Origin of the sequence: Actinocatenispora comari (assembly GCF_017312725.1) — a bacterium.
GTDB lineage: Bacteria > Actinomycetota > Actinomycetes > Mycobacteriales > Micromonosporaceae > Actinocatenispora > Actinocatenispora comari.
The window spans coordinates 18,501-34,734 of the sequence record NZ_BOPO01000146.1; the positions used below are offsets into that span (position 1 = coordinate 18,501).

The 16,234-nt window shown below is 75.5% G+C and carries 12 protein-coding genes; 9 read left to right on the forward strand and 3 right to left on the reverse strand.

Annotated features, from left to right (window positions below; genetic code table 11):
- The first annotated feature begins 173 nt into the window (after positions 1 to 173).
- The 7 genes from NUM_RS33880 (at position 174) to NUM_RS33910 (ending at position 10,285) form a co-directional block, all read left to right on the forward strand.
- Positions 174 to 3,209 (forward strand): hypothetical protein, encoded by a 3,036-nt coding sequence (locus tag NUM_RS33880; protein ID WP_207129018.1) that lies wholly within the window; start codon positions 174 to 176, stop codon positions 3,207 to 3,209.
- A complete protein-coding gene (locus NUM_RS33885; RefSeq protein ID WP_207129019.1) occupies positions 3,210 to 6,317 on the forward strand; it encodes an FtsX-like permease family protein in 3,108 nt (1,035 codons plus the stop codon).
- A gap of 166 nt (positions 6,318 to 6,483) precedes the next feature.
- On the forward strand, positions 6,484 to 7,359 hold the full coding sequence (locus tag NUM_RS33890; RefSeq protein WP_225919030.1) for an ABC transporter ATP-binding protein: 876 nt from the start codon (positions 6,484 to 6,486) through the stop codon (positions 7,357 to 7,359).
- Complete coding sequence (locus tag NUM_RS37870) at positions 7,356 to 8,480, forward strand: ATP-binding cassette domain-containing protein (protein WP_308440608.1); 1,125 nt, start codon at positions 7,356 to 7,358, stop codon at positions 8,478 to 8,480. Before NUM_RS33890 ends, NUM_RS37870 begins: the two co-directional genes overlap by 4 nt.
- A 350-nt stretch (positions 8,481 to 8,830) precedes the next feature.
- The gene (locus NUM_RS33900) at positions 8,831 to 9,391 is read left to right on the forward strand and encodes an Asp23/Gls24 family envelope stress response protein (RefSeq protein ID WP_207129020.1); all 561 of its coding nucleotides are present in this window, start codon (positions 8,831 to 8,833) and stop codon (positions 9,389 to 9,391) included.
- 10 nt (positions 9,392 to 9,401) lie between these two features.
- Positions 9,402 to 9,707, forward strand: coding sequence for an MTH1187 family thiamine-binding protein (locus NUM_RS33905; protein ID WP_207129021.1), 306 nt, complete (start codon positions 9,402 to 9,404; stop codon positions 9,705 to 9,707).
- Between the two features lie 23 nt (positions 9,708 to 9,730).
- A complete protein-coding gene (locus tag NUM_RS33910) occupies positions 9,731 to 10,285 on the forward strand; it encodes a MarR family winged helix-turn-helix transcriptional regulator (protein ID WP_207129022.1) in 555 nt (184 codons plus the stop codon).
- Between the two features lie 8 nt (positions 10,286 to 10,293).
- Here the strand turns inward: NUM_RS33910 and NUM_RS33915 are convergent, their stop codons facing one another.
- Positions 10,294 to 11,028 (reverse strand): nucleotidyltransferase domain-containing protein, encoded by a 735-nt coding sequence (locus NUM_RS33915; RefSeq protein ID WP_207129023.1) that lies wholly within the window; start codon positions 11,026 to 11,028, stop codon positions 10,294 to 10,296.
- 80 nt (positions 11,029 to 11,108) lie between these two features.
- Between NUM_RS33915 and NUM_RS33920 the strand changes: the two genes are divergently transcribed.
- Together NUM_RS33920 and NUM_RS33925 are read left to right on the forward strand one after the other, a co-directional pair.
- Positions 11,109 to 12,119 (forward strand): potassium channel family protein, encoded by a 1,011-nt coding sequence (locus NUM_RS33920; RefSeq protein WP_207129024.1) that lies wholly within the window; start codon positions 11,109 to 11,111, stop codon positions 12,117 to 12,119.
- A 208-nt stretch (positions 12,120 to 12,327) separates the two neighbouring features.
- On the forward strand, positions 12,328 to 14,022 hold the full coding sequence (locus NUM_RS33925) for an acyl-CoA mutase large subunit family protein (protein WP_207129025.1): 1,695 nt from the start codon (positions 12,328 to 12,330) through the stop codon (positions 14,020 to 14,022).
- A gap of 17 nt (positions 14,023 to 14,039) precedes the next feature.
- On the opposite strand, the gene NUM_RS33930 is transcribed toward NUM_RS33925, so the two are convergent.
- The gene (locus tag NUM_RS33930; RefSeq protein ID WP_207129026.1) at positions 14,040 to 14,981 is read right to left on the reverse strand and encodes a pyridoxal-phosphate dependent enzyme; all 942 of its coding nucleotides are present in this window, start codon (positions 14,979 to 14,981) and stop codon (positions 14,040 to 14,042) included.
- Between the two features lie 135 nt (positions 14,982 to 15,116).
- Positions 15,117 to 16,163 (reverse strand): helix-turn-helix domain-containing protein, encoded by a 1,047-nt coding sequence (locus NUM_RS33935; RefSeq protein ID WP_225919031.1) that lies wholly within the window; start codon positions 16,161 to 16,163, stop codon positions 15,117 to 15,119.
- Positions 16,164 to 16,234: the final 71 nt, after the last annotated feature.

Sequence of the window (16,234 nt, forward strand, 5' to 3'; positions counted from 1 at the left end):
CGCCGGCCCGTACCGGTGCGTTGCGGGGTGGACACGGGCACATCACGGAACCGCGTACCGGCAACGATCGGGTCACGGACCCCGCGCCGGGCTGAACCGGCCGGCCCGCTCGCGGGTCGAGCAGTCAGGGCATGGCCGCGACCCGCGCGGCCGTGCGGTGCCGGGGAGGTGCGGTGGCTGCCGTCGGGGTGACTGTGCGCGGGATCCGGTACCGCGCGGGCCGGTCGCTGGTGGTGTTCGTGCTGGCGGTGGTCGCCACCACCGCGGTCGTGCTGGTACCCGGCTACACCCTCGCCGCCGAGCAGTCCGCCCTCACCGACCAGCTGCGGTCGCGGCCGGCGGCGTCGATCGGGCTGACGGTCTCCGGCGACGAGCCGGACGCGCTGGCCGCCGCCGCGGACGGGATGCTGCGCGACACCCCGCGACTGGCCGCGGTCACCGGCCGCCGCTGGTCGGGCGCGTCCGGCACGGTCAGCCTCGCCTCGCAGCCGGGCCTGCCGGACGCGGCGCTGGTGTACCGGTCCGGACTGTGCGGCCAGCTGCGGCTCACCGCCGGGCACTGCCCGTCGAGCCACGACACCGGCCTGCTCGCCGAGGCCAGCACCGCCCGGCGGTACGGGCTGTCGGTCGGGGACACCGTCCGGTTCCAGCGGGGCGACGACGACCCGAAGGGCGAGCAGCCGGGCCGGTACCTGCACCGCATCGTCGGGCTGTACCGGCTGCCCGACGCCGGCGCGACCTACTGGTGGGGCGGCGGCCTGTTCGGCGCGCTGGACACCGAACCGCTGCTGTCCACCAACCCGAGGTCGGCCGCCTTCCCCGGCCTGCGCGACAAGGCCGCCGAGATCGACATCGAGGTGCTGCCGGAGCGGATCTCGCTGTCCGACGCCGCGCCGCTGCGCACCGCGACCATCGACGCCGGCGTGGTCCTGGAACAGGACGGCAGCCACCTGAGCACCGGACTGCCGGCGGCGATCGGCGCGGCCGGCCGGGACCGTACCGCGATCCTGTCGTCGGTGCCGGTGGTGGTGGTCCCGCTGGTGCTGCTGTGCCTGTTCGTGCTCTACCTCGCGGTGGCCGCGGTGACCGAGGAGCGCGGTCCGGAGATCGCGCTGGCCAAGCTGCGCGGGTTCGGCGGCGCCGGCGCGGCCCGGTTCGGGCTGGCCGAGACGCTGCTGGTGATCGTGCTGGCGGTGCCGGTCGGGCTGCTCGCCGGGCTCGGCGGCACCGAGCTGCTCGCCGCCCTGGTGCTCGCGCCGGGCACGCACGTCGCGCTGTCGCTGCCGATCCTCGCCGCGGCCGGGTTGGCGCTGCCGGGCGCCGCGGCGGCGGCCACGGTGGCGGCCCGGCACACGGTACGGGCGGCGCCGCTGGCGCTGCTGCGCCGGGTGCCGGCGCGCGGCCGGTGGCGGGCGAACGTGCTGGAGGGTGCGATCGCGGCGCTCGCCGCCGCGGCGCTGTACCAGGTGCTGTCGGATCCGGGTTCGCAGCTGGGGCTGCTCGCTCCGCCGCTGATCGCGCTGGTGGTGGGGCTCGCCGCGGCCCGGCTGACCGCGGTGCTCGCCGGTCGCCGGCGGGCGGCCGGGGCCGGGCGGGTCCGCCCGTACCGGCTGCTGGCGCGGGCGCAGCTGGCCCGGCGGCCGATCGCGCAGCGGCTGGTGCTGGCCGTCACGGTAGCCGTCGCGCTGCTCGGCTTCGCCGTGGTGGCGACGGACGTGGCCGCGCACAACCGCTCCGTGGTGGCCGCCGACCGGGTCGGCGCGGACGCGGTGTACACGGTGCGGGCCGGCAGCGCGCAGCAGCTGCTCACCGCGGTGCGGCGGGTCGATCCCGGCGGGCACGGCCTGATGGCGGCGATGCAGACCAGCGTGCACTACGGCGACGGCACCGTGTCGGTGCTCGCGGTCGACTCCGGCCGGCTGCCGGCCGCGGCCACCTGGCCCGGCCGTACCGCCGGGTCGCTGCGGTCGATGGTCGCCGCGCTGCCCAGCCACACCGCCGCGCCGCTCGCGGTGCGCGGCCCGTTCGTGGCGACGGTACGGGTCGACGACGCGCCGACCGGTGCCCACGCCCTGACGTTGACCGCGCAGGTCGCCGATGCGGCCGGCGCCGCCCGCACGGTCCAGCTCGGCACGCTGCGCGCCGGGACCCACCCGTACTCCGCGACGCTGCCCGGGTGCGCGCGCGGATGCGACCTGGTCGGCCTCGGCATCGCCCGCTACCCGGGCGACGCCACCCAGGTCAGGGCGAGGCTCGCGATCACCGCGCTGACCGACCACGGCGCCGCCCTCGACGCCGGCCTCGGCACGGACGGCCGGTGGCGGGCGATGGGCGCCGACTCCGGGTTCACCCTGGAACCGTCCACCTCCGACGGTCTGGTGCTCGGGTACGCGGGCGAGCAGGACGCCGACGCGTTGCTGGGTTACGCGAGCGTCCCGCGCCGGCTGCCGGCGGTACTGGCCGGGCCGGCGCCGGCGGACGAGCCGGACGCGACCCGGTTCGAGTTCCCGGCGCTGGGCGGCACCCCGCTCCCGTTCACCGTCGTCGGGCACGACCGCGAGATCCCGCGGGCCGGCCGGCGGGCGCTGCTGACCGACCTGACCGGGCTGCAGCGGCTGGTCGCGGTCACCCCGGACGCCACCGCCGACACCACCCCGACCTACCAGGTGTGGGCCGGCCCGGACGCGCCCACCGGCCTGCGGGCCCGGCTGGCCGCCGCCGGGGTACCGGTGACCGGCGCCGCCACCCTCGCCGACGAACAGCACCGGCTGGCCCGGCAGGCGCCCGGCCTCGCCCTGCACCTGTACCTGGTGGCCGGGGTCGCCGCGGTGCTGCTGGCGCTGGGCGCGGTGCTGCTGAGCTGCTACGCCGGCGCCAACGCCCGACGGTACGAGGCGGCCGCGCTCGCGGTCGCCGGGGTGCCGGCGGCGCAGCTGCGCCGCGCGCTGCGCACCGAGTTCCGCGCCGTACTGGGCATTCCGCTGCTGGCCGGGTTGGTGGCCGGGGCGCTGGGCGCGGTCCTGCTGTTGCCGGTGATCAAGCTGGTGACCGCCACCGACGCCGGGGTGCACCGCAGCTACGCGCTCGGCCCGTTCTGGCTGCCGGGCGCGGTGCTCGCGGCCGCGGCGGCGATGGTGGCGGTGACCGTACTGGCCACCAGGCTGCTGGAGCGCGTCGAACCGGCGCTGCTACGAGGAGGGGCCCGCTAGATGCACACGTTGCGGCTGGCACTCGCCGGGCTGCGGTACCGCGGCGCCCGGTCGGTGGTGGTGGGGCTGATCGCGGCGGTCGCGGTGGCCGCCGCGGTGATCGGGCCGGCCTGCGCCCGCGCGGCCGAGCAGTCGATCCTGCTCGACCAGCTGCGCGCCGCGCCGAGCTGGCTGACCGGCTTCTCCGTCGAGTCCATCGGTACCGCCGGCGACCAGTCCCCGGCCGTCGTGGCCGGCGGCAGCGGTACCTCGCCGTCGTCGGACGCGCTGGCCCGGATCCCGGTCGACTACCTGACCCGGCACGCCGCGCGGACCATGCAGGCGCAGCACTTCTACGCGCCGCCGATCGGCGGCGTGGTCACCTCGCTGGCGTTGCCGAGGATCTCCGGCGACCGCACCACCGGCCGGATGGTGTACCGGCAGGGCTACTGCCGGCACCTGACCATCACCTCCGGGCACTGCCCGGCGGCGACCGGCGAGGTGCTGGTGAGCAGCCGCTCGTCGTACCGGGTGGGGCAGCGCATCCGGGTCTCCGCGAGCGGTGTGACCAGCGCGGACGCCGGTACGCCGGGGAAGACCACGGTGCGGGTGGCCGGCCGGTACCGGGTGCCGGGCGGCGCGGCCGACTACTGGTTCGACCACGGCTACTTCGACGCCGCGGTGTACATGGACCAGCAGGAGGAGGTCCGCCGGGTCGACTCGTTCTTCGGCACCGAGGCGACCGTGCGGTCGATCGGCGTCGCCCAGTTCCAGAACGTCGTCGACTTCCGGCTGCTGGTCGATCGGGTCCGGCTGGACGACGTACCGACGTTGAAGGCGCGGCTGGCCGCCGGCACCACCCGGATCGAGGCGGCCGGGCTGCGCACCAACGCACCGCTGACCGGCGTGCTGTCCGATGTGGAGCACGAACGCGGCGAGGTGGTCACCGCCGCGCTGCTGGTCGCGGTGCAGCTGGTGCTGCTGTGCTGGTTCGTGCTGTTCGGCGTGGTGCGGGCGGCGATCGACGAGCGGGTACCGGAACTGGCGCTGGCGAAGCTGCGCGGCCTGCCGAGTCGTGGCGTCACCGGCTTCGGGCTGGCCGAGGTCGGGGTTCTGGTGGTCGCCGCGGTGCCGGTCGGCATCCTGCTGGGCCTCGCCGGTACCGAGATCTACGCCCGGGTCGGGCTCGCCGCCGGGGCACACGCGGAGCTGCGCTGGCCGGTGCTCGCCGCCGCGGCCGGCGCGTTCGCCGGTGCGTTCGTGGCCGCCGCACTGGCCGCCCGGCGTACCGTCGCGACGCCGGTGATCGAGCTGCTGCGCCGGGTGCCGCCGCGGTCCGGCCGGCTGCGCGCCGGCATCGCCGAGGGCGCCCTGGTCGCGATCGCGGTCGCCGCCTGCTACGAGCTGCTGACCGGCGCCGGCGGGCGGTTGGGCCTGCTCGCCGGCGGGCTGGTCGCGGTGGTGGCCGGCATTCTCGCCGGCCGGCTGGTACCGCTGGCGATGCGGCGCGGCGTGGCCCGGGCCCGCCGGCGGGGCCGGATCGGTGCGCTGCTCGCGGCGGCGCGGGTGGCGCGGCGCGGGCAGGTGCCCCGTACCGTCGCGCTGACCACGGTGGCGGTCGCGCTGCTGTGCTACGGCTCGGTGGTGTGGGACGTGGCCGGCCGCAACCAGGCCCAGCGGGCCGGCGCCGAGCTGGGCGCCCCGACCGTCTACTCGGTCCAGGTCGCCTCGGCGCAGCGGCTGCGCGACGCGGTCCGCCGGGCCGACCCGTCCGGGCACCAGGCGATGGCAGTGGCGCGCGGGCTGTTCGGCAACGGCGCGAAGACCACCGAGGTGCTCGCCGTCGACTCCGGCCGGCTCGCGGACGTCGCCTACTGGCAGTCGTCGTTCGCGGCGGACTCGCCGGCGCGCCTCGCCGGTCTGCTGCGGCCGTCGGCGCCGCCGATGCTCACCGCCCGGGACGGCACCCTGGGCGTCGACGTGACCGTCCGCGCCATCAGCAAGGACATCACCCTGGTGGCGCTGCTGTCCGACGACCGGCGCGGCCAGCACGTCGTCCGGCTCGGTGGGTTGCACACCGGCCGGTACCGGCTCACCGGGCGGCTGAGCGGGTGCGGCAGCGGCTGCCGGGTGGTCGGGTTCGACCTGTACCGCGGGCCGGACGCACCGGCGCGTATCCGCGGCGACTTCGCTGTCACGAGGCTTCTCGCCGCCGGCCGCGAACTCGCCCCGATGAACCGGTCCGGGAGCTGGCGCGGGGTGGACCCGACCATGGACCAGCCGGTCAGTACGGTCTCCGTCGGCTCCGGTGGCACCACCGTGCGGTTCGACACCACCGGCGGCGAGGACCTGCGGGTGCTGCGGGTCGACGCGCCGAACCCGCTGCCGGCGGTGAGCACCGGCCGGATCGGCCGGCACCTGGGCCGCGGCACCGGACCCGGGCTGTACGGGCTGGACCAGCCGTACCGGGTGGTGGCCCGGGCGCAGACCGTGCCGGCGATCCGCAACGGCCTGCTGGTCGACCTGACCTACGCGGACCGCTCCGCGCCGGACGGCTCGTCGCTCGACACCCCGATGGTCTACCAGGTGTGGGCGGCCGCCGGTGCGCCGGCGAGCCTGCGATCCCGGCTGACCGCCGCCGGGCTGAGCATCACCGGCACCGACACGCTCGCCGCGCACCAGGCCCGGCTGGCCCGGCAGGGCCCGGCGCTCGCGCTGCGGCTGTACCTGGTCGCCGCGTTCGTGGCGCTGCTGCTCGCCGCGGCGGCCGTGCTGGTCACCGCGCACCTGACCGCCCGGCCGCTGCGGTACGAGCTGGCCGCGCTGCGGGTGGTCGGCCTGTCCCGGCGGCTGCTGCGCCGGGCCGGCTGGCGCGAGTACACGCTGCTGCTGGGTACCGCGGTGCTGGTCGGCGCCCTGGCCGGCGGCGTCGGCGCGGCGCTGGCGGTACCGCGGCTGCCCCAGGTCAGCGCGAACGGCGGGCCGCCACCGCTGTGGCTGCCCGGGCCGTGGTGGCCGGGCGGTGCGCTCGCCGCCTCGGTACTGCTGCTGGGGTTCGCCGCGGCGGTGGCGGTGGGCGCCGCCGTGCGCCGCGGCCGGCCGGAGCGACTCCGGGAGGGATCGACATGAGCGAGCGTGGGCGAGCGAATCGCGGGCATCGCGCGCTGGTGCCTCGTGGGCGTCGCGACGGAGGAGCAACGTCCACGAGCGGGCGGGCGCGAGCGCATCGTGCCTGGGTGCCTCGTGGGCGGTCCGACGCAGCAGCGTCCACGAGTCTCGGCAGAGGAGGACGGTCGTGAGTACCGCCAGCGTGACCCGGGTGGCCGGGATCGGGGTGACCTGCCGCGGGCTGGTCTACATCTACCGGCTGGAGGGCTACGACGTCGTCGCGCTGTCCGGGGTGGACCTGGACATCGAACCGGGCGAGTCGGTGGCGCTGCTCGGGCCGTCCGGTGCCGGCAAGTCGACGCTGCTGTCGCTGCTGGCCGGACTGCTCACCCCGGCCGCCGGCCGGCTGACCGTCGGCGAGCACGACCTGGCCCGCGCCGGCGCCGCGGAGCTGTCGTACCTGCGGTCCACCGACGTGGGCGTGATGCTGCAGGGCGCGATGCGCAACCTGCTGCCGTACGTGTCGGCGGTCGAGAACGTGCGGTTCGCCCAGTCCGGCGTGCCGAAGGCGCGGCGGGCCGGGCTCGCCGGGCCGCGCGAGCTGCTGGACATGGTCGGCCTCGCCGACCAGGCGCACACCCGACCACCGGATCTCGCACCGGGCGCCCGGCAGCGGCTGGCGATCGCCACCGCGCTGGCCAACGGCGCCGGGCTGCTGCTCGCCGACGAGCCGACCAGCCAGCTCGACACCGCCGCCCGGGACGAGGTGCTCGACGTGCTGTCGGCGGTCAACCGTGCCGGCCGCACCGTCGTGGTGGTCACGCACGACCCGGACGTCGGCGGCAGCATGGGCCGCACCGTCACCATCCGGGACGGCCGGGTCGGCGCCGAGGGCCGCCGCGGCGAGGAGTACTCGGTGGTCGGCCGGGACGGGTCGGTGCACCTGCCGCCGGACGTCCTCGACGAGATCGTGCCGGGCACGTTGCTGCGGGTGGAGCTGATCGACGGTACGGCGGTCCGGCTGACCCCGGCGCAGGACGCATCCCGAGAGGAGCCGCGGTGAAACCCATCGACACCGGCCGTACCGGCGAACCCGCCGACCGCACCGATGCCGACCCCACCGCCGGGGTCGCCGGCCACCGCACCGGACACCCCGCCGACGTCGCGGAAACGGGGGGCGACGTCGGCGCCGGGCGGTCCGGTGCGGTGGCCGGCGCGGATCCGCTGGCCCGGTTCGACCCGGGTCCGCGCTACCGCCCCGAGCTCGGCGGCTACCGGGACGAGGCGATCGCCGACTTCGGCGGCGACGCGTCGCCCGTGTTCGGCGGCGGCGCCGCGGCCACCGGCGGCGGCCCACGAACCGGCGACGCCGCGGGTGTCGGCAACGCTGCGGGCGTCGGCAACGGTGCGCAAGCCGGCGACGCCCGGGGGACCGGTGACACCCGGGGGACCGGTGACCGGTCGCGCGGGCCGTCCGTGGTGGCCGACGGCGACGCCGGTACGGACGGATCCGCCGGCAGCCGGGCCGGCCAGGTCGTCGGCGTCGAGGACATCACGATCAGCTACGGCGGTCACCCCGTCCTCGCCGACGTGTCGGTACGGGCGATGCCCGGTCAGCTGCTCGCGGTGACCGGCCCGTCGGGCGCCGGCAAGACCACGCTGCTGTGGACGATCGCCGGCCTGGTCGCCCCGGACACCGGCGCGGTCCGGCTGGACGAGCAGCAGGTACGCGACCGGGACCAGACCGTCGCCGCCGGCGTCGCACTGATCCCGCAGGACAACGGCCTCGCCGCGATCCTCACCGCGCAGGAGAACGTGCTGGTACCGCTGCTCGCCACCGGGGTGCCGGCGGACGAGGCGGTGGCCCGCACCGAGCGGATGCTGGCGGCGGTCGGGCTCGGCGGCCAGGCCGACCAGCTGGTCGAGGAGCTGTCCGGCGGTCAGCAGCAGCGGGTCGCGATCGCGCGCGGCCTGGCCGCGAACGCCCGGGTGCTGCTCGCCGACGAGGTGACGAGCGAACTGGACGCGCAGAACCGGCAGCGGGTGGTCGAGCTGCTGCGCGAGCAGGCGTGGCACGGCGCCACCGTCGTGTTCGCCACCCACGACCCGGACGCCGCCGCGGCCTGCGACGCCGAACTGCACCTGCGGGACGGCAGGGGCGAGCTGGTCCGGGGCGGTGACTGACCCGCCGGCGACAATTCGGTGATCTCTACCGGTGGCCGAGGACCGCGCCGGTCGTTGGACACTGACGTGGGCGGGGACCGGTGCCGGTGCGCGGCGCCACCGATCGTGCCGACCCGGCGCCGGGTGTCGGGCGTGTCACCCGACGGCCGGACGACACTCGGCACGGCCGGTTGGGTCGACATGCCGGGGCCGGTACCCTCGCGTTCGCGTATCACCGTGCCGACGGGGGCGGGCAGAGATCAGACGGAGAGGGCATGACCGAGACCGAAGCTGGGCGTAACGCGGGATCGCATGCGGCGGGACCGCGCGGGGGGAAGCCGGCGCACGCCGCGGACGATCCGGACCGACGAATGAACGGATCGGCCGCGACCGCGGTCGCCGACCTGCCGGCGCTGTCGGACAACGACTCGACCACGATCATTCCGCGGATCCCGGCCGACGGTCCGCCACCGGCCGCCGTCGCGCCGGTACCGGCACCGCGACCGGGCCGCTCGCACGCGACGGCGGAGCCGGCGCCGGTGCCCGCGGCGGGCGCCGAGGCCGTGGGGGATCGGCCGGCGCGACTGCGCGGTACCACCGCGGTGGCCGGTGACGTGGTGGAGAAGATCGCGGCGTTCGCCGCCGAGCAGGTCGACGGGGTGTACGACCTGGGTGGCGACGTGGCCCGGGCGATCTCGACGGTGCGGGAGTCGCTCGCGATCGGTGAGGGCAGCTCGCGCCGCGGCGTGCACGTCGAGCTGACCGAGCAGCAGCTGCGCATCACGCTGACGCTGGTCGTCCAGTTCGGCCATCCGGCGATGCAGGTCGCCGAGCAGGTCCGGGAGAACGTGATCGCCGCGGTGGAGACGATGATGGCCACCGACGTCGGCGAGTGCAACGTGATCATCGACGACATCCACGTCGAGGACTGAGGGGCGGGCCATGTCGGTACTGGTGGCGTTCTCGGTGGCGCCGAGCGGGGTGGACGGCTCGGTCGCCGAGTACGTGGCGGAGGCGGTGCGGATCGTGCGCGAGTCCGGCCTGCCCAACCGCACCGACTCGATGTTCACCACGATCGAGGGCGAGTCGTGGGACGAGGTGATGGACGTGGTCCGGCGCGCGACCGAGGCGGTCCGGGCCCGCTCGCCGCGGGTCTCGCTGGTGCTCAAGGCGGACATCCGGGACGGCGTCAGCAACGCGATCGAGACGAAGGTGCAGCGGGTCGAGGAGCGCCTCGCCGACCGGTGACCGCCGCTGGCTACGGTGGGCCGGTGGGCAAAGAGCTGAACCTGCCGTTCGACCCGATCGAACGGGCCGGCGCGCGGTGGCAGACCGAGTTCGGTCCGAGCGGCCCGATGATGGTGGCCACCTCGATCATGCGGGTGCAGCAGCTGCTGCTCGCCTCGTTCGACGCCCTGCTGAAGCGCTACGAGCTGACCTTCGCCCGGTACGAGGCGCTCGTGCTGCTGTCCTTCGCCCGGCACGGTGAGCTGCCGATGCGGGTGATCGGCGAGCGGCTGATGGTGCATCCGACCAGCGCGACGAACATCGTCGACCGGTTGGTCGGGCAGGGCCTGGTGACCCGCCGGCGCAACCCGACCGACGGCCGCGGCGTGCTCGCCGCGATCACCGCCACCGGCCGCCGGGTCGCCGCCGAGGCCACCGACGAGCTGATGGCGGCCGGCTTCGGGCTGGACGCGCTGGCCGAGACCGAGCGCGACGCGGTGTTCGCCGCGCTGCGCCGGGTACGGCTCGCCGCCGGCGACTTCGTCGCCGACCACCCCGGCCGTCCGGCCGGGACGCAGCACCCCGACCCCGCCGAGTAGGCCGCGGGTCAGCCGGCGAGCAGCGCGTCGATGCGGTCCCGGACCAGGTGGCGGGCGAGCTGGGCGCGGCGCAGCCGGGCCAGCGGGCCCAGCCGCGCGGCGTTCTCGTACCGCCGGCGGCGGATGTCGTCGCACAGTTGCGCGGGCGCACCGGTCGCGGCCAGCAGCCGGAGCGCCTCGCCCTTGCTGATCAGCCGCCCCTCCTCCAGCGTGACGCGCGCCCGGGCCACGGTGAGCGGGCCGAGGTCGACCCACACGTCGCGCAGCCACCAGGTCGGATGCCGGGTCGCCGGCCGCCAGAACCCGGCCAGGTCGGCCCGGACGAACTCGGCCAGCGCCGCGTCGGTCACGTCCGGGATCAGCTCGGCCGGGGCCGGGCCGTACAGGGTGCGGCCGCCGACCGCCAGCTCGCGCCGGGTCACCGGCGTCACGGGCCGCTCCAGCAGGTGCCGGTGCGCCCAGGTCAGGTGGCGCTGTCCGGGGTCGGTGAGCTGGTCGCGGCGCAGGTAGGAGCAGTGCAGCTTGTCCGCGTACGGCTCCGGGTCCAGCCGCCGGTGCAGCGCGCCGACCCGGTCGCGGTCGGGTGCGCTGTCGACAACGGCGAGCAGGTCGAGGTCGGAGCGGCCGGGCTGGTGGTCGCCGAGCGCGAGCGAGCCGTGCGCCCACACCGCGACCGGCCCGACCGCCTCGCGCAGTGCGGTGACGAACTGGTCCAGCAGCGGTTCCACCGGCGATGTCGACATACCGGCAGCATGGCACGCACCCGCGACCCGCCCGGTGGGGCGGCTCGGTGTCGTGGTCGGCGCACCGTACTGTCTGGTGCGTGTGGCGTCGCCCGTTGGTACGGCTACCCCGCCGGGAACGACCGCCACTGGTCGAGGTGGGGCTGCGGGTGCTGCTCGCGTTCGCGCTGCTGTTCCTGTCGGCGGTGGTGGTCTACCTGGACCGCGGCGGCTACCACGACTCGGCCGGCGGCCCGCTGAGCTTCCTGGACGCGCTGTACTACGCCACGGTCAGCCTGACCACCACCGGCTACGGCGACATCGTGCCGTTCACGCCGGGGGCCCGGCTGCTCACCATCCTGCTCATCACCCCGCTGCGGGTCCTGTTCCTCGTCATCCTGGTCAGCACCACCCTCGCGGTGCTGACCGAGCGGGGGCGCGAGCAGCTGCGGGTCTCGCGTTGGAGGTCGTCGGTGCGCGGACACACCATCATCTGCGGGTTCGGTACCAAGGGCCGGGCCGCGGCGCGGGCGCTGCTCGCCGACGGCACCAGCCCGCGGCGCATCGTGGTGGTCGATCCGCGGCAGGAGGCGGTGACGGCGGCCGAGGCGATGGGCCTCGCGGTGGTGCAGGCGGACGCGGAGCGTACCGAGACGCTGCACCAGGCCGAGCTGAAGTCGGCGGCATCGGTGCTGGTGACGGTGCACGACGACAACAGCGCGGCGATGATCACGCTGACCGTCCGGCAGGTCAGTCCGACCATCGACGTGTTCGCCTCGGTCCGCGAGCAGGAGAACGTGCCGCTGCTGCGGCAGAGCGGCGCCCGCACCGTGGTCACCTCGTCCGAGACGGCCGGCCGGCTGGTCGGGCTGTCGGCGTGCAAGCCGTCGGTGGCGACGATCGCGCAGGACCTGTTCTCCTACGGGCACGGCCTGGACCTCAAACAGCGCCCGGTGGCGCCGGACGAGGTGGGCCGCCGCGCGGCCGAGCTGCCCGACCTGGTGCTCGCGGTGGTGCGCGCCGGCTCGGACGAGCCGGTACCGCTGCCGGCCGCGACGGCGCCGCTGGCGCGCGGTGACGCCCTGGTCTTCGTCCGCTTCCCGGACAACTGACGCCGTCTCCCCGCCCGGCGATCACCCGACCCCGGCGCGTCCCGCCGCGCCCTGCGCTGCCCGGTTGGTCACGGGATCGCGCGGTTGATCGAAGGTTCCCCTCCTCGACGCGATCGCGTCCTTTGCCGACCGGACTGGGCGGCGGGCGGATAGTTGGGCGTCCTAGTATCGTGTGACTGAAGGATCGTTAAGGACACGAGGAGTGCTGATGGATTCGGCCGACATCGAGGCGGGCCGCGAGCGCTGGCAGCGGCGGTACGACGCGGCGCGCAGGCGCGACGCCGACTTCAGCACGCTGTCCGGCGACGACGTCGATCCGGTGTACGGCCCGCCGGCCGGCGCCGACGTGCCCGGCTTCGAGCGGATCGGCTGGCCGGGCGAGTTCCCGTACACCCGGGGGCTGTACTCCACCGGCTACCGCGGGCGCACCTGGACGATCCGGCAGTTCTCCGGGTTCGGCAACGCCCAGCAGACCAACCAGCGGTACAAGATGCTGCTCGGCGCCGGCGGCGGCGGGCTCAGCGTGGCGTTCGACATGCCGACGCTGATGGGCCGCGACTCCGACGACGAGCGCTCGCTCGGCGAGGTCGGTCACTGCGGGGTGGCGATCGACTCGGCCGCCGACATGGACGTGCTGTTCGACGGCATCCCGCTGGCCGACGTCACCACCTCGATGACGATCTCCGGGCCGGCGGTGCCGGTGTTCTGCATGTACCTGGTGGCCGCCGAGCGGCAGGGCGCCGACCTGGCCACCCTGGACGGCACGTTGCAGACCGACATCTTCAAGGAGTACATCGCGCAGAAGGAGTGGCTGTTCGCGCCCGAGCCGCACCTGCGCCTGATCGGCGACCTGATGGAGTACTGCAACGCCGAGATCCCGCGGTACAAGCCGCTGTCTGTGTCCGGCTACCACATCCGGGAGGCCGGGTCGACCGCCGCGCAGGAGCTGGCGTTCACCCTCGCCGACGGGTTCGGCTACGTCGAACTGGGGCTGTCCCGGGGGATGGACGTGAACACGTTCGCGCCGGGACTGTCGTTCTTCTTCGACTCGCACGTCGACTTCTTCGAGGAGATCGCGAAGTTCCGGGCCGCGCGGCGCATCTGGGCCCGGTGGCTGCGCGACCGGTACGGCGCGACCAGCGAGAAGGCGCAGTGGCTGCGGTTCCACACGCAGACCGCCGGGGTCTCGCTGACCGCGCAGCAGCCGTACAACAACGTGGTGCGCACCGCGGTGGAGGCGCTCGCGGCGGTGCTCGGCGGGACGAACTCGCTGCACACCAACGCGCTGGACGAGACGCTCGCGCTGCCCACCGAGCAGGCCGCCGAGATCGCGCTGCGCACCCAGGCGGTGCTGATGGAGGAGACCGGCGTCACCAACGTGGCAGACCCGCTCGGCGGCTCGTGGTACGTGGAGGCGCTGACCGACCGGATCGAGCAGCAGGCCGAGCAGATCTTCGCCCGGATCCTCACCATGGGCGGCGGCGACGACGTCGAGCACGCCATCGGTCCGATGACCTCCGGCATCCTGCGCGGCATCGAGGACGGCTGGTTCACCGGCGAGATCGCCGAGTCCGCGTTCGCCTACCAGCAGGCGCTGGAGAAGGGCGACAAGCGCATCGTCGGCGTCAACAGCCACCTCAACACCGTCAGCAGGGAGCTGGACATCCTGCGGGTGTCGCACGAGGTCGAGGTGGAGCAGAAGGCGCTCTTGGCCCGCCGCCGCGACGGCCGGGACGAGCCCGCGGTACGGGCGGCGCTGGCCGAGCTGGTCGCGGTCGCCGGCGGCGACGGCAACATGATCCCGGCGATGCTGACCGCCTGCCGGGCCGAGGCGACGCTCGGCGAGATCTGCTCCGCGCTGCGCGACACCTGGGGCGCCTACACCGAACCGGCCCGCTTCTGACCGCTGCCGGCTCGGGGTCAGCGGCCCACCCCGAGCGAGGCGGTGGTGGCGTTGCCGCCGCACAGCACCAGTCCGAGCCGGGCCTGTGGGCCGACCCGGTCGAGGACGCGCCGGGCGGCGGGCAGCAGGCAGCCGGCGGCGGGCTCGGTCCACACCTTGGCGTGGTCGGCGATGTCCAGGGTGCCGCGCACCGCGTCCGCGTCGGAGACCACGACCACGTCGGTGACCAGCTCGGCGACGTGGTCGTAGGTCAGCTGCGAGACGCGCGGCGCGCTCAGCGTGGTCACGATCGACGACAGCTCGACGTCGACCGGGCCGCCGGCCGCGAGCGCGGCGGACATCGCCTGCGCCCCTTCGGTTTCCACGCCCCAGACCCGGACCCCGGGGCGCCGGGCGCGCAGCGCCGCGGCGATGCCGGCGATGAGGCCGCCGCCACCGATGCTGACCAGTACGTCGGTCAGCTCGCCGGCGTCGGCGGCCAGCTCCAGGCCGACGGTGCCCTGCCCGGCGAGTACCGCCGGATCGTCGAACGGGTGCACGGCGACGAGGCCGTCCTCGCGCAGCGCCGCGGTGAGCGCGAACGCGCCGGCCATGTCGTCGGTGATCCGTACCGTGGCGCCGGCCGCGGCGGCGGCCTGGCGGGCGTGTTCGGAGGCCGAGCGCGGCATCACGATCGTCGCCTTGACGCCGAGCTCGCCGGCCATCACGGCGACGGCGATGCCGTGGTTGCCGCCGCTGACCGCGACGACACCGGCGCCCCGGTCCGCGTCGCCGAGCTGGAGCAGGGTGTTCGTCGCGCCGCGGACCTTGAACGATCCGGTGCGCTGCAACACCTCCAGCTTCGCCGTGACCGGCACGCCGAGCAGCGCCGACAGGCCCGGGGAGGCCACCGTCGGGGTGCGCAGCACGTACGGTGCGATCCGGTTCGCCGCCGCCTCGATCTCGGTGAGTGCGATCATGCATCCACCGTCTCACGCCGGCCGGGTTCGGTGCCGCCGGCCGGGCGATCGGCCGGTCCGCGCCGCGGCGTCCGGCGCGTGCCCGCACCCGTCGCCGCGGCGTCCGGCGCGTGCCCGCACCCGTGCGGCGGGGCGTCAGATCCAGCCGCGGCGGGCGGCCTGGACGCCGGCCTGGAACCGGTTGGTGGCGCCGAGCCGCTGGTGCAGCCGCTGCACCCGGCGCCGCATGGTGCGCAGTGACCAGCCCAGCTGGCGCGCCACCGCCTCGTCCTTCAGCCCGCTGACCAGCATCGCGAGCAGCTCCCGGTCGTCGTGATCGATGCCGTCGTCGGAGCCGAGCGGAGCGGGTTCGGCGCGCTGGGTGCCCGGACCGGTACCGTCGGCGAGCGGTGCCGCGCGCTCGACGGCCGCGCGGTCGGCGAGCACGTGCGACAGCGGTACGGCGCGGCGCCAGTACGACTCGAACAGGTCGACGAGGCCGTCGAGCAGGGTGGAGCGGTGCACCACGACGGCACGGACCTCGGTGAAGTCCAGGCTCAGCGGCAGCAGCGCGCGGCGCCGGTCGGCGACGGTCATCTTCAGCAGCAGCCCGGGCATCACCCGGGCCTGCTCGCCGCCGGCGACCTGGCGGCGGATCTCGTCCAGCCCGCCGGGCTGGTCGAGGGCCTCCGGCGCGTACACCACCCGGTAGCGCACCCCCTGGCCGAGCGTGACCGGCTCGATCGGGTTGGTGAACGTCAGCGCGTACGGCGGGCGGTCCAGCGACAGCACCTCGTCGCGGGCCTCCTGCTGCAGCCGGACGAACCAGTGGCCGAGCGCCTCCGCTCCGTGCAACACCTGGATCGCGTCGGTGTCCGGGCCCGGTGACTGTCCATTGTGGAACAGGTCGACCAGCTCGTCGACCGCGGCCCGGGTCGCGTCCAGTTCGGCGGTCCGGGCGCGCAGCAGTGCCTCCACCGCGACCCGCGGTTCGCTCGGCCCGTACCGCCGGCGCCGGCCGCCGAGCCGGTGCAGCAACCCGTCGGTACGCAGGCGGTCCAGGGACCGGGCGGCCCGCTCGGTGCCGATGTCGAGTGCCACCGCCACCGCGGCCGGCGTCACGTCGCCGTGCGCCAGCACGTACCGGTAGACCGACTCGTCGAGTTCGCCGATGCCGGCGGCGCCGAGGGAGGTGACCGTCATCGCAGGATCGTGGCCCATCGGTGCCACCGACCGCAATGGGCCACTCGTACGCGTTGTGGCCGGCGGCCCGG